The organism is Streptomyces radiopugnans, from assembly GCF_900110735.1.
GTDB classification, from domain to species: Bacteria; Actinomycetota; Actinomycetes; order Streptomycetales; family Streptomycetaceae; genus Streptomyces; species Streptomyces radiopugnans.
This window is the reverse complement of record NZ_FOET01000015.1, coordinates 20446-33138: the sequence shown is the minus strand read 5'-3', so window position 1 is coordinate 33138 and position 12693 is coordinate 20446. Positions and strand designations below refer to the sequence as shown.

The window sequence follows — 12693 nt, the reverse complement described above, 5'->3', positions numbered from 1 at the left end:
GCGCCGGTCAGGGCGGCGGAGCGGCCGGCGGAGCGGCCGACGCCTCGGCCAGCGCCGCGCCGAGCACGGCCGGCGCCTCGGCCAGCGAGGGTCCGTACCAGGTCAGGTGCCGCCCGCTGACGAGGGCCGCGGGCAGACCGGGGAACGCCTCGGGGCCGTCACCTGCGGTGAAGCGGTACGGCTCGTCGGGCAGCACCACGAGGCCGGCCCGGCCCGGCTCGTTCAACTCCCCGATCCCGACACGCGGATAGCGTTCGGTGTGGCCGGCGTAGGCGTTGCGCACACCGAGGCGGGCCAGGAGGTCGCCCGCGAAGGTGTCCCGGCCCAGCACCATCCACGGCCGCCGCCAGACGGGCACCACGGCGGTGGCGTCGACGGCGGGCCGCACCGCGCTCCAGACCTCCTCGGCCTCGTCCAGCCAGGCGGGCCGGGGCAGCCCGCATCCGGCGGTGAGCACCCGCTCCAGCTCGGCGAACGCCTGCGGAAGCGTGCGGACCTCGGTGACCAGCACCTCGATGCCCGCGCCGCGCAGGGCGGCGAGGTCGGCGGGGCGGTTCTCCTCCTCGTTCGCGACGACCAGGTCGGGGCGGAGGGCCGCGATCCGTTCCAGGTCGGGGTTCTTGGTGCCCCGCACCCGCACCACGTCCAGACCGGGCGGATGGCTGCACCAGTCGGTGGCCCCGACCAGCAGTTCCGGCCCGGTGGCGGCGACGGCCTCGGTCAGGGACGGCACCAGCGAGACGACCCGGCGGACGGTGCCGGTCACGGCCGTACCGCCACCGTCGGCTCGTGCCGCACGGGGAAGGCGACGGAGCGGGCGATGAAGCACACCGCCCCGACCTCGCCGTGCAGGGCCAGGGCCTTCTCCCGCATCGGCTCCTCGGCCACGTACACCTCCGGCCGCAGCACCACCTCGGTGAACCGCCCGCCGCCCCCGGCGCCGTCCATGGTCATGGTGCCCACCGGGCGGTCGGTGTAGCCGGTGACCACCACGCCCGCGGTCGCGCACAGGTGCAGGTACCACAGCAGATGGCACTGGGAGAGGGAGGAGACCAGCAGTTCCTCGGGGTTCCAGCGGGCCGGGTCGCCGCGGAAGGCGGGGTCGGCGGAGCCGGGCAGGGGCGGTCTGCCGCCGGCCAGGACCTCGTGGTCCCGGCTGTACGCCCGGTAGTCCCGCGTCCCGGCTCCGAGGTTTCCGGTCCACTGCAGGGTGAGCTCGTAGCGGTGGGTGGCTGCCATGCGGGCCAGCCTAGGCCCGGCTCCCCCGCCGCGGGGCCCAGCCGTTCCCGCCGCGGGGCCCGGCTGTCCGACCGGTGCGGCATGATCGGTGCGTGACCACGCGACGCACGATGCTCCTCGACACCGCTTCCCTGTACTTCCGTGCCTACTTCGGGGTCCCCGAGTCGGTCAGGGCGCCCGACGGCACGCCGGTCAACGCGGTGCGCGGGCTGCTGGACTTCATCGCCCGCCTGGTGCGCGACCACCGCCCCGACGACCTGGTCGCCTGCATGGACAACGACTGGCGGCCGCGGTGGCGGGTCGAGCTGATCCCGTCCTACAAGGCGCACCGGGTGGTGGAGGAGTCCGAGCGGGGTCCGGACGCCGAAGAGGTGCCCGACACCCTCTCCCCGCAGATCCCGGTGATCGAGGAGGTGCTGGACGCGGTCGGCATCGCCCGGGTCGGCGCGGACGGCTACGAGGCGGACGACGTCATCGGCACCCTCGTCCGCCGGTCCGGCGGCCCGGTGGACGTCGTCACCGGCGACCGCGACCTGTTCCAGCTCGTCGACGACGCGCGCGGGGTGCGGGTGCTCTACCCCGTCAAGGGCATGGGCGACCCCATGGTCGTCGACGAGGCGGCCCTGCGGGAGAAGTACGGCGTGGCCAGCGGGGCGGCGTACGCGGACCTGGCCCTGCTGCGCGGCGACCCGAGCGACGGGCTTCCGGGCGTGGCCGGTGTCGGCGAGAAGACCGCGGCCCGGCTGCTGGAGTCGTACGGCGACCTGGACGGCATCCTGGCCGCCGTCGGCGACCCTGCCTCCGCTCTGACGCCGACGCAGCGGCGGAGGCTGGAGGCGGCGCGGGAGTACCTGGCCGTGGCGCCGAAGGTGGTGCGGGTGGCCGGGGACGTGGCGCTGCCGGAGTTCGACCCGGCGCTTCCGGCCGAGCCGTTGCACGCCCAGGAGCTGGAGGAGCTGGCCGGGCGGTGGGGGCTGGGCGGATCGCTGCGGCGGCTGCTGGACGCCCTGGCGGGATGAGCCGCCCGGTCCGTCCGGGCGACCGGGCCGCCCGGACGGACTGGACCGGACCGGCATCCCGTAAGGTTAGGTATACCTAACTTCACGAGGAGAGTGCCGTGGCAGACCGTCCGACCCGCCGCACACCCCGTCTGAACCGGGCCCGGGTGGTGCGCACCCGCCGTCTGTCCCCGGGCATGGTCCGCGTGGTGCTCGGCGGTGGATCCCTGGCCGGCTTCCCGGTCGGCGCGTTCACCGACCACTACGTCAAGCTGCTGTTCCCCGCCGAGGGCGTGCGCTGTCCCGAGCCGTTCGACCTGGCCGACATCCGCGCCCGTCTGCCGCGCGACCAGTGGCCCGTCACCCGCACGTACACCGTGCGCGCCTGGGACGCGGAGGCGTGCGAACTGACCGTGGACTTCGTCGTCCACGGCGACGAGGGACTGGCCGGGCCCTGGGCGATGCGCGCCGAGCCGGGCGAGGAGGTCCTCTTCCTCGGCCCCGGCGGCGGCTACCGCCCCTCCCCCGAGGCCGCATGGCACCTGCTGGTGGCCGACGAGAGCGCGCTGCCCGCCGTCGCCGCCTCGCTGGAGGCGGTCCCGGCCGGGGCGCCGGCGAAGGCATTCGTCGAGGTCGCGGGCCCGCGGGAGGAGCAGGAGCTCGCCCTGCCCCCGAACACCGAGCTGCGCTGGCTGCACCGCGGCGCCGGGCGGGTCGGCGCCCTTCTGGTCGAGGCGGTGCGCGCACTGGACTTCCCGCCCGGCGACGTACAGGCGTTCGTCCACGGTGAGGCGGGCTGGGTACGGGAGGTGCGCCGCCATCTGCGCGCCGAGCGGGGTGTGCCGCGCGAACGGCTGTCGGTCTCCGGCTACTGGCGCCTGGGTCACGACGAGGACGGCTGGCAGGCGTCGAAGCGGGAGTGGAACGCACAGGTGGAGGCGGAGCAGGAGGGTGCTCCGAAGGCTGACGCGACCGGAGGCTGACACGGGGCGAGCGGACGCTCCGGCCCGGCACGCGGCGGTGCCGCCCGCCGGGCCGGAGCGTGCTCCCGCTGCAGCTACCCGCGCCGGCGCGTCAGCCGACGGAGGTGTACGCCACCACGCCGCGCAGCACCTTCTCGGACGCCTTGCGGGCGTTGCGCGCCACCGTGCCGCCCTCGGGCGCCGCCGCGGCGATCTGGCCGAGCACGTCGACCAGTTGCTTGCACCAGCGCACGAAGTCGCCGGCGGGCATCTCGGCCTCCCGCAGCACCGAGTCCAGGCTGTCGCCCTCCGCCCAGCGGTAGGCGGCCCAGGCGAAGCCGAGGTCGGGCTCGCGCTGGCCCACGCCCTCGGACTGGTTGATCCGGTGCTCCTCCTCCAGGGCGTCCAGCCGGCCCCAGATGCGGACCATCTCGCCCAGCGCCTCCTTGGCCTTCCCTCCGGGCAGCACCGGCTGCAGTGCGTCGTCGGAGGAGCGCGCCTCGTACACCAGGGCCGAGGCGCAGGCGGCCAGTTCGGTCGGGGACAGGCCCTCCCAGACGCCCTCGCGCAGGCACTCGCTCGCCAGCAGGTCCAGCTCTCCGTAGAGCCGGGCCAGCCGCCTGCCGTCGTCGGTCACCTCGTCGCCGCGCAGATAGCCCAGGTCGGACAGGAGCGCGTAGACGCGGTCGAAGGTGCGGGCGATGGTGTTGGTGCGGCCCTCGATGCGGCGTTCCAGTTGCCGGGTGTCGCGCTTGAGGCGGTGGTAGCGCTCCGCCCAGCGGGCGTGCGCCTCGCGCTCGTCGCAGCCGTGGCAGGGGTGGGCGCGGATGGCCTTGCGCAGCCGTGCGATCTCGGTGTCGTCCGCGGCCTCCGAGCGCTGCCTGCGGCGGGTGTGCCCCGGCTCGTGGTGGCCGGCCTTGGTGCGCAGCGCGGAGGCCAGGTCCCGGCGGGACTGCGGGCTGCGCGGGTTGAACGACTTGGGGATCCGCATCCGCTCCAGCGGCTCGACGGGCACGGGGAAGTCCATCGAGGCCAGCCGCTTGACCTGCCTGGCGGCGGTCAGCACCAGCGGGCGGGGGCCGTCGTGGTGGTCCCAGCCGCGGTGGCCGTGGCTGCGCCCGGCCGGGACGCCCGGGTCCAGTACGAGCGCCAGACCGGCGAACTTGCCGGTGGGCACGTGGATCACGTCGCCCGGCCGCAGCTTCTCCAGCGAGTCGGCCGCGGCCGCGCGCCGCTGGAGAGCGCCCTGGCGGGCCAGTTCGGTCTCACGGTCCTTCAGCTCGCGCCGCAGCCGCGCGTACTCCTCGAAGTCCCCCAGGTGGCAGGTCATCGCCTCGCGGTAGCCCTCCAGGCCCTCCTCGTTGCGCTGGACCCTCCGGGAGATGCCGACGACCGCGCGGTCGGCCTGGAACTGCGCGAAGGACGTCTCCAGCAGTTCGCGCGAGCGGTGCCGTCCGAACTGCGAGACCAGGTTGACCGCCATGTTGTACGACGGGCGGAAGGAGGAGCGCAGCGGGTAGGTGCGGGTGCCGGCGAGCCCGGCCAGGGCGCCCGGGTCCATGCCGCGCTGCCACAGCACCACCGCGTGGCCCTCGATGTCGATGCCGCGCCGTCCGGCGCGTCCGGTGAGCTGGGTGTACTCGCCGGGGGTGATGTCGACGTGCTGCTCGCCGTTCCACTTGACCAGCTTCTCCAGCACCACCGACCGGGCGGGCATGTTGATGCCCAGGGCGAGGGTCTCGGTGGCGAAGACGGCCTTGACCAGGCCGCGGACGAACAGCTCCTCCACGACCTCCTTGAAGGTCGGCAGCATGCCCGCGTGGTGCGCGGCGATGCCCCGCTCCAGGCCCTCCAGCCACTCGAAGTAGCCCAGTACGTGCAGGTCCTCGTCGGGGATGGAGGCGGTGCGCTCCTCCACCAGCTCGCGCACCCGCGCCCGTTCCCCGGCGTCGTTCAGCCGCAGCCCGGCGTACAGGCACTGCTGTACGGCCGCCTCGCAGCCGGCGCGGCTGAAGATGAAGGTGATCGCCGGGAGCAGTCCCTGGGAGTCGAGCTGGTCGATCACCTCGGGCCGGCTGGGCGTCCAGATCCGGCTGCGCTGGCGCCGCTCGCGCTCCCGGTCGGCCTCGCGCACCGGCTTGCCCCGGCGCCGGTCGCGGAAGGCGGGCAGGCGGCTGTTCTCCAGCTGGGCCATACGGAGCAGGTCCGGGTTGACCTCGCGCCGGCCGTTCTTCTCCTCGAACAGGTCGTACATCCGCCGCCCGGCCAGCACGTGCTGCCACAGCGGCACGGGCCGGTGCTCGGAGACGATCACCTCGGTGTCGCCGCGGACGGTGTCCAGCCAGTCCCCGAACTCCTCGGCGTTGGAGACGGTCGCCGACAGGGACACCAGCGTCACCGACTCGGGGAGGTGGATGATGACCTCCTCCCAGACCGCGCCGCGGAACCGGTCGGAGAGGTAGTGCACCTCGTCCATCACCACGTAGCCCAGGCCCGCGAGCGCCTGCGAGCCGGCGTAGAGCATGTTCCGCAGGACCTCGGTGGTCATCACGATCACCGGTGCGTCGGAGTTGATGCTGTTGTCGCCCGTCAGCAGGCCGACCCTCTGCGCGCCGTGGCGCTTGACCAGGTCGTTGTACTTCTGGTTGGACAGCGCCTTGATGGGCGTGGTGTAGAAGCACTTGCGGCCCCGGGCGAGGGCCAGGTGGACGGCGAACTCGCCCACGATCGTCTTGCCGGATCCGGTGGGCGCGGCGACCAGCACGCCCTTGCCGGCCTCCAGTGCCCTGCACGCCTCGATCTGGAACGGGTCCAGTTCGAAGTCGTACATCTGGCGGAAGGGAGCCAGAGCGGTGGCCTGCTCGGCGGCGCGGACCCGGGCGGCGGCATAGCGCTCTGCTGGGGACATGTCCTCGGTCATCGTACTTACGAGCCTACCGGCCGTCGCCGACAGAACACCGGTCTTTACGGCCCGGCGGGCTCCGGCGCCAGCACCCGTACCGCCCCCGGAACCGCCTCGACCGCGAGCGGCAGCGGTCCCAGCGGCTCGCCGTCGGCGTAGCCGGTCACCGCCTCCCCGGGCGTGGCGGCCTCCAGGGTCACCTTCGCCGCCCGGTGCACGGTGACGGCGGGGTGGGAGAGGTGGGTGCCGCGGTAGACGCGCGGGAAGACCCGCAGCAGGGTGGCGCGGGTGCACTCCCCCACCACCGTGACGTCCAGCAGGCCGTCGTCGAGGCGGGCGTCCGCGCAGATCCGCATGCCTCCTCCGTAGGAGGGACCGTTGCCGACGGCGACCAGCGTCGCGTCGACCTCCAGTGGCGGGCCGTCGTCGAGCGTGACGCGGTACGGGACCGTCCGCAGCCCGGCCAGTTCGGCGAGCATCGCCACGTCGTAGCGCAGGCGCCCGGTGGGCCGGCGCATGCGGTTGGCGCGGTCGTTGACGCGGGAGTCGAAACCGGAGGCCAGCACGCTGCCGTACCAGCGTCCGCCGACCCGGCCGAGGTCGATGCGCCGGCTCCGCCCCTCCTTGAGCGTCCGCGCGATCACCCGTCCCGCCCCGGCCGGGTCGCGGACGGGCAGGCCCAGGGCGCGGGCGATGTCGTTGCCGGTGCCGACCGCGACGACGCCCAGCGGTGTGTCGGTGCCCGCCACCGCCTGGAGGGCGAGGGAGGCCATGCCGTCCCCGCCGACGGCGACCAGCGCGCCGGTGCCGCCGCGCACGGCCTGCCGCGCCCGGGTGAGCGCGTCGTCGGCGTCCGCGCCGACGACCGTGCGCACCGAGAAGCCCGCCTCACGCAGGGCGCGTGCGGCGGGCTGGGCGGCTCCCGCACCGCGGCCGTGGCCGGCGGTGGGGTTGACGAACAGGGTGATCTCGCTGGTCACGCGCGGACCATACCGGCTCAGGTGGCGTCGTCGTAACCGTTGCGCCTGGCCGGGCCGTCCTCGGTGGTGCTCTCGGGCAGTGCGGAGGGGGCGTCGACGGGCTCGATCGCGCCGACCTTCTCCGGGGTGTGGTCGAGCGGGGACGCCTCGTCGTCGCTCAGCCCGGCGTAGGGGTCCTTGCGGCTGCGGCGGCGGTCGTTGAACAGGGAGATCCCGACGGCGAGGAAGTACAGCAGCACGATCGGCGCGGCCAGTGCGCCCATGGTCAGCGGGTCGCCGCTGGGGGTGGCGACGGCGGCGAAGAGGGTGATGGAGACGACCATGGCCCGCCACCAGCCCAGCAGCCTGCGGCCGGTGAGGACGCCGCCGAAGTTCAGCATCACCAGCACCAGGGGCAGCTCGAAGGCGAGTCCGAAGACGATCACCATCCGCGTGATGATGTCGAGGAGCTCGTCCAGCGGGACGAGGTTGCCGGTTCCCTCGGGGGTGAACTCGATCAGGGTGGCGGCCATCGTCGGCAGGACGATGTAGGCGAGGTAGGCGCCGCCGAGGAAGAGCGGCACGCCGGCCGCGACGAAGGAGCGGGCGTACTTCTTCTCGTGGCTGTGCAGGCCGGGGGCGAGGAAGGCCCACAGCTGGTAGAGCCAGACCGGGCAGGCCAGCACCATGCCGGTGGTGAGCCCCACCTTGAGCATGAGGGTGAAGGGCGCGATCACACCGCTGATGGTGATCTCGGCACAGGCCTCGCCCTTCTCGGCGGCCCGGCCGAAGCCCGCGGTGCAGCCGACGGCGTCGCGGAGCGGCTCGGTGAGGAAGTCGGCGATCTGCTTGTAGTACACCAGCCCGACGACGGTGACGGCCAGGATGGCCAGCACCGACTTCATCAGGCGGTTGCGCAGCTCCCGCAGGTGCTCCGCGAGTGGCATGCGCCCCTCGGGATCCCTCTGCGGCTTCCCCTGTCTGCGGGCGGACTTGAGCAACCCACGTCCTCGGTGTCAGTGGCGGTGTGCCGGGTGTCTGGGCTCGGGCGGCACCGGGCCCGTCACCGGGCCTGGGTCCGGATCAGTTCTTGGTGGTCTGCTGGCCGGGCTCGTTCACCGGGCGGGAGCTGGTGACGTCGCCGGGCGCGGCCTGGATGGTCTTGGGCGCGGCCTGCTGGGCGGAGGTGTCCTGCTGGGCGGCCTCGTTCTCGCTCTCCTTCTTCATGGCCTTGGCCTCGCTCTTGAGGATGCGGGCCGACTTGCCGAGCGAACGGGCCATGTCGGGGAGCTTCTTGGCGCCGAACAGCAGCAGGACGACGAGGAGGATCAGTACGATCTCCATGGGCCTCAGGTTGCCGATCATGTGCCACTACCTTCTCGCCGGGGCGGCGGTCTCCGTGCCTGCCCTACTGATTCGGACGGGCTTCCTCGTACTGGTGCGCTGGCAGCGATCGTAACCCCGGGGGGTGAACGCGGGGCAATGCCTCCGCGTCATCCCGGTGCCGGTCACGGGCGCAGCGCGTACGCCGTCTTGAAGGGTACCGCCCCGGGCTCCGGACATGGAGGGGGCGACGCCCGGCGGCCGCCTCGGGGCACCCCGCCCGTACCCCCCTGCACCCGCCTGTGCCCGGTTCATCGCTCGACGCGCGCCCGTGCGGCCAGGGGGGTCGCGGCCCGCTCCAGATCCTCCGCGGCCCTGGCCACGCGCTCGCAGCCGTCGCCGACCGCGCGGGCGAAGCGCCGCGCCTCCAGTCCCACCCGGACGGCGAGGACGCCGAGCACGGCGATTCCGCAGAAGGCGAGCGTGAGGAAGAACATGGGCCAGAGCATGGGGCGAGCGTAGTGGACGGCCGCGACCGGAGCGGGGAGGCCCCGGCCGGGCGGGCCAGGGCCGGGCCGGTGCTCAGTCGCCGTACGCCGCCAGCGCCGCCCGCGCCGCGTCCCGGGCGCTGTCGGCCAGTTCCCGCGGGGAGACGATCCGGCCGTCGCGGCCCAGCCGCAGGGCCAGGCGGCGCAGGGAGGCCGGGTCGGGGGCGCGCAGGGTGATGCGCAGACCGCCCTCGGGCAGTTCCTCGGCGCTGTCGTGCGGGTAGTACTCGGCGACCCAGCGCCCGCCCGGCCCCACCTCGATCACCACCTGCGGATCCTCGGCGGAGGGCTGGACCAGCCCTTCGGACAGGTCGCGCAGCTCCACCGGCGGAGGGTCGGAGGGCTCGTCCAGCAGCCTGATCTCGGCCACCCGGTCCAGCCGGAAGGTGCGGTGCGCCTCGGACAGGCGGCACCAGGCCTCGACGTAGGTGTGGCCGACGGCGAACAGCCGGATCGGGTCGATCTCGCGCTCGGTCAGGGTGTCGCGCGTCGGCGAGTAGTAGCGGATCCACAGCCTGCGGCGCTCGGCGATGGCCCGGTCGACGTCCGCGAAGACCCCGCCCTCGGACTCGAAGGTGACCGACAGCCGGGAGCTGGCCCCGGCGCTCTCGCCCGCCGCCGCCTCGATCTTGGCGGTGGCGCGCTGGAGTGCCTCGCGGTCGCTCTCGCGCAGTCCCGGCAGGGTGGCGACGGCCCGCGCGGCCACCAGCAGGGCGGTGGCCTCGTCGGCGGCCAGCCGCAGCGGCTCGCCGGTGCTGGAGCCCACCGCGTCGGCGTTGTGCCACCAGATGCGCTCGCCGTCGGTGTCGATGTCCAGCAGGTCCCCGCCGCGGAAGCTGGTGCCGCACATCGGCAGGACGTGGAGGTCGGAGATCAGCTCGTCGGTGGTGATGCCGAAGGCGCGGGCGACGTCCTCGACGCGGGCGCCGGGCCGCTCGCGCAGATACGTCACCAGGGACAGCATCCGGCGGGTCTGGTCGATGGCGTTGGTGGCCATGTCGGTGGTGCCTCTTCCCTCGCGTTCCCTCAAGCCCTTGCCGGCCCCGTGCGGACCTGTGCGGTCCTGCTTGGGGCCCGTCGGCCCCTGGCGGGGCCCGTCATCCCTTGGCGACGGCGCGCAGCCGGTCCACCACGTCGGCCCGCAGCTCGGCGGGTTCCAGCACGACCACGTCCGGCCCGAACTCCACCAGCCAGGCGTCCAGCCCGTGGCCGTAGGGGATCTCCAGTTCGTCCCAGCCGTCCCCGGCGTCGCGCACCTCCGAGGCCCTGGCCCGCAGCGGGTAGCCGGCCCCCTGCCGCAGCCGGATGCGGGCGGTGGCGGTGGCGATCTCCCCGGCCCAGCGCTCGACGGTCTCGCGGACGGTGACGTGGTCGGGCACCTCGGCGGTGTAGGCCCCGGCGCGGGAGCGCACCGGCCCGGTGATGCGCGAGAGCCGGAAGACCCGCTCGGCGCCCCGGTCGCGGTCGTGGCCCGCCAGGTACCAGTGGCCGCGCCAGCACTCCAGCGTCCACGGCTCCACGTGCCGGGTCTCGGGGCGGGCGGCGTTGGACTTGCGGTAGGCGAAGGTGACCGGGCGCCGGTCGCGGCAGGCGAGCATCAGCGGTTCGAAGGCGGCCTCGCGCACGGGGATGCGCGGCTCCAGGGCGCTGTGGCCGCCGTACGGGTCGTCCGCGCCGGTGTCGGCCAGCGGCATCCCGGCGGCGCGCAGCTTCTGCAGGGCGCCGCTGGCGGCCCCGGCCAGCCGGGCCTGCTGCCAGACCTTGGCGGCCAGGGTGAGGGCGGCGGCCTCCTCGGCGTCCAGGGCGACGGGCGGGAGGCGGTTGCTGTCGCGGCGGGCCTGGTAGGCGATCTCGCCCTCCAGGTTCTCCACCGTCTCGATCACCAGGCCGAGCTCGCGCAGATCGTCCTTGTCACGCTCGAACATCCGGTTGAAGGCGTCCTCGCCGCCCCTGCCCGAACCCCCGCCGACCTCCAGGTACGCCTCGATCGACGCCCGCAGCTCGCGCTTGGTCAGCGGGCGCCGCGTCCCCAGCAGGCACAGCGCCAGATTCATCAGCCGCTCGGCCTTGGCAATGGCCATCGACGCCCTCTCTCGTACTTGTCCCGACCGTCGACCGTACCGCTCCGGACGGGCCCGGTACAAAGCCCGGGCCCCCGCCGTGCGGCGGGGGCCCGGGCCGGTGTTCCGACGGTCTCAGACGGAGACCAGGTCGCAGACGAAGATGAGCGTCTCGCCCGGCTTGATCCGGCCGCCGGCGCCCCGGTCGCCGTACGCCATGTGGGGCGGGATGATCAGCTGGCGGCGCCCGCCGACCTTCATGCCCTGCACGCCCTGGTCCCAGCCGGAGATGACCTGGCCGACGCCGAGCTGGAAGCGCAGCGGGGTGCCGCGGTTCCAGCTCGCGTCGAACTCCTCACCGGTGGAGAAGGCGACGCCCACGTAGTGCACGGAGACGGTGTCGCCGGCCTTGGCGACCGGTCCGTCGCCCTCCCAGATGTCCTTGATCTCCAGGTCGGCCGGGGGCTCGCCGCCCGGGAAGTCGATCTCGGGCTTGTCGATGCTCACGAAATTGCTCCTACGAACTTTTCCATCGGTCAACCGGGCCAGTCTCGCAGACCCGGCGGGCCGCCGCCGTCGGAGATCGTCAGACCTTGCCGACGATGTCCACGACGAACACCAGCGTGTTCTCGGCCAGCTCCGACTGCGGGTTGCTCCCGTAGGCGAGGTCCGGCGGGATGACCAGGAGGACGCGGTCCCCGACGTTCTTGCCGACCAGGGCGTCGTCCCAGCCCTTGACGACCTTGCCGGTGCCGATCTGGAAGGCGGTGGCGCCGCCGTGGTCCCAGGAGGAGTCGAACTTCTTCCCGTCCTCCCACTTGACCCCGGTGTACTGGGCGATCAGGCCGTCGCCGGCCTCCACCTCGGGCCCGTCGCCCTCGATCAGCACCTGCTGCTTCAGCTTCCCGGGAGCCTTCTCGCCCTTGGGGACGGTGATGGTGGCGGCCTTCTGCTCGTTGGCCTTCACCTCGGGCATGCCCTCGCCGGTGGCCGCCTGCTCGCCCTCGGCCTCGGCCTTGGCGTCGGTCTTGGCGGAGGCGACGGCGTCGATCACCCAGACCATGCTGTCGCCCCCGTCGATCCCCAGCTGCGGGTTGATCGAGTCGCCCATGATCGCCTCGGCGGTGCCCTCGATCAGGACGCGGCTGCCGGCCCGCTCGCCGATCAGGGACCGGGTGACCGGCTCGGGAAGCCCCTGCGCCTCACCGAGACGGAGGACCTCCTGGCGGCGGGCGTCGCCCGCGGAGGCGCCCTCGGGCTGCTGCTTCCAGGTGTTGATCAGCTCCTGGCCGTTGCTGGTCATCAGGATGTCGATGCGGACGAAGTCGCCCTCGGCGAGCTTGTCGCCCTTGCCCTCGGTGACCGTCCGCGTGGCGGCCTCGTCGGGGGCCTCGGCGTCCTCGGCGACGGTGACCTTGGGCTCCTCGCCGACCTTGCCGGAGACCTTCGTGGCGGCCTCGGAGGAGCCGTCGGACCCGTCGGAGCCGCACGCCGCGGTGAAGAGCATGGCGGGCACGACCAGGGCCGCGGCGACGCGGCGGCCGACCTTCGCCAGGGGGCGGGGGTGTGGGGGGCGTCCCCCTCGAGATTGCAGCATCAGTCCAACTCGTGGTGTAGGAGGTGTCCGGGCGTTCCGGGCGTGTCCGGTCACTCTACGGGCCGCCCGGCCCACCTCCCACAACTCGCGGAAGGACCGATTTCG

At 73.7% G+C, this 12693-nt stretch carries 13 protein-coding genes; 2 read left to right on the top strand and 11 right to left on the bottom strand.

Annotation, left to right across the window (positions count from 1 at the left end; translation table 11 throughout):
* Nucleotides 1-7 precede the first annotated feature (7 nt).
* Nucleotides 8-766 (bottom strand): helical backbone metal receptor, encoded by a 759-nt coding sequence (locus BMY40_RS22135; protein ID WP_093662385.1) that lies wholly within the window; start codon nucleotides 764-766, stop codon nucleotides 8-10.
* On the bottom strand, nucleotides 763-1239 hold the full coding sequence (locus tag BMY40_RS22130) for an OsmC family protein (protein ID WP_093662383.1): 477 nt from the start codon (nucleotides 1237-1239) through the stop codon (nucleotides 763-765). Before BMY40_RS22130 ends, BMY40_RS22135 begins: the two co-directional genes overlap by 4 nt.
* A 110-nt stretch (nucleotides 1240-1349) precedes the next feature.
* On the opposite strand from BMY40_RS22130, the gene BMY40_RS22125 reads away from it, so the two are divergent.
* Together BMY40_RS22125 and BMY40_RS22120 are read left to right on the top strand one after the other, a co-directional pair.
* Nucleotides 1350-2258, top strand: coding sequence for a 5'-3' exonuclease (locus BMY40_RS22125; protein WP_093662381.1), 909 nt, complete (start codon nucleotides 1350-1352; stop codon nucleotides 2256-2258).
* A gap of 98 nt (nucleotides 2259-2356) precedes the next feature.
* A complete protein-coding gene (locus BMY40_RS22120; protein WP_093662379.1) occupies nucleotides 2357-3220 on the top strand; it encodes a siderophore-interacting protein in 864 nt (287 codons plus the stop codon).
* A gap of 91 nt (nucleotides 3221-3311) precedes the next feature.
* Here BMY40_RS22120 and BMY40_RS22115 read toward each other — a convergent pair whose 3' ends face one another.
* From BMY40_RS22115 to BMY40_RS22075, 9 genes are all read right to left on the bottom strand, one after another.
* Nucleotides 3312-6119, bottom strand: coding sequence for a DEAD/DEAH box helicase (locus BMY40_RS22115; protein ID WP_093662377.1), 2808 nt, complete (start codon nucleotides 6117-6119; stop codon nucleotides 3312-3314).
* Nucleotides 6120-6163: 44 nt separating this feature from the next.
* The gene (locus tag BMY40_RS22110; RefSeq protein WP_093662375.1) at nucleotides 6164-7081 is read right to left on the bottom strand and encodes a diacylglycerol kinase; all 918 of its coding nucleotides are present in this window, start codon (nucleotides 7079-7081) and stop codon (nucleotides 6164-6166) included.
* A gap of 17 nt (nucleotides 7082-7098) precedes the next feature.
* A complete protein-coding gene (gene tatC, locus BMY40_RS22105; protein WP_425443153.1) occupies nucleotides 7099-8007 on the bottom strand; it encodes a twin-arginine translocase subunit TatC in 909 nt (302 codons plus the stop codon).
* Nucleotides 8008-8143: 136 nt separating this feature from the next.
* Nucleotides 8144-8425 carry a Sec-independent protein translocase subunit TatA gene (tatA, locus tag BMY40_RS22100; RefSeq protein ID WP_093662371.1) on the bottom strand — a complete coding sequence of 94 codons (282 nt, stop codon included), beginning with the start codon at nucleotides 8423-8425 and terminating at the stop codon, nucleotides 8144-8146.
* A gap of 269 nt (nucleotides 8426-8694) precedes the next feature.
* Nucleotides 8695-8892, bottom strand: coding sequence for a hypothetical protein (locus tag BMY40_RS22095; protein ID WP_093662369.1), 198 nt, complete (start codon nucleotides 8890-8892; stop codon nucleotides 8695-8697).
* A gap of 73 nt (nucleotides 8893-8965) precedes the next feature.
* Entirely contained in the window at nucleotides 8966-9928 is a 963-nt protein-coding gene (locus BMY40_RS22090) for a helix-turn-helix transcriptional regulator (protein WP_093662367.1), read from the bottom strand.
* A gap of 100 nt (nucleotides 9929-10028) precedes the next feature.
* Nucleotides 10029-11012: a helix-turn-helix transcriptional regulator gene (locus tag BMY40_RS22085; RefSeq protein ID WP_093662365.1), complete on the bottom strand. Its 984-nt coding sequence runs from the start codon at nucleotides 11010-11012 to the stop codon at nucleotides 10029-10031.
* Nucleotides 11013-11126: 114 nt separating this feature from the next.
* Nucleotides 11127-11498 (bottom strand): FKBP-type peptidyl-prolyl cis-trans isomerase, encoded by a 372-nt coding sequence (locus BMY40_RS22080; RefSeq protein WP_093662363.1) that lies wholly within the window; start codon nucleotides 11496-11498, stop codon nucleotides 11127-11129.
* Nucleotides 11499-11577: 79 nt separating this feature from the next.
* Nucleotides 11578-12588, bottom strand: coding sequence for an FKBP-type peptidyl-prolyl cis-trans isomerase (locus tag BMY40_RS22075; protein ID WP_093662361.1), 1011 nt, complete (start codon nucleotides 12586-12588; stop codon nucleotides 11578-11580).
* Nucleotides 12589-12693 lie beyond the last annotated feature (105 nt).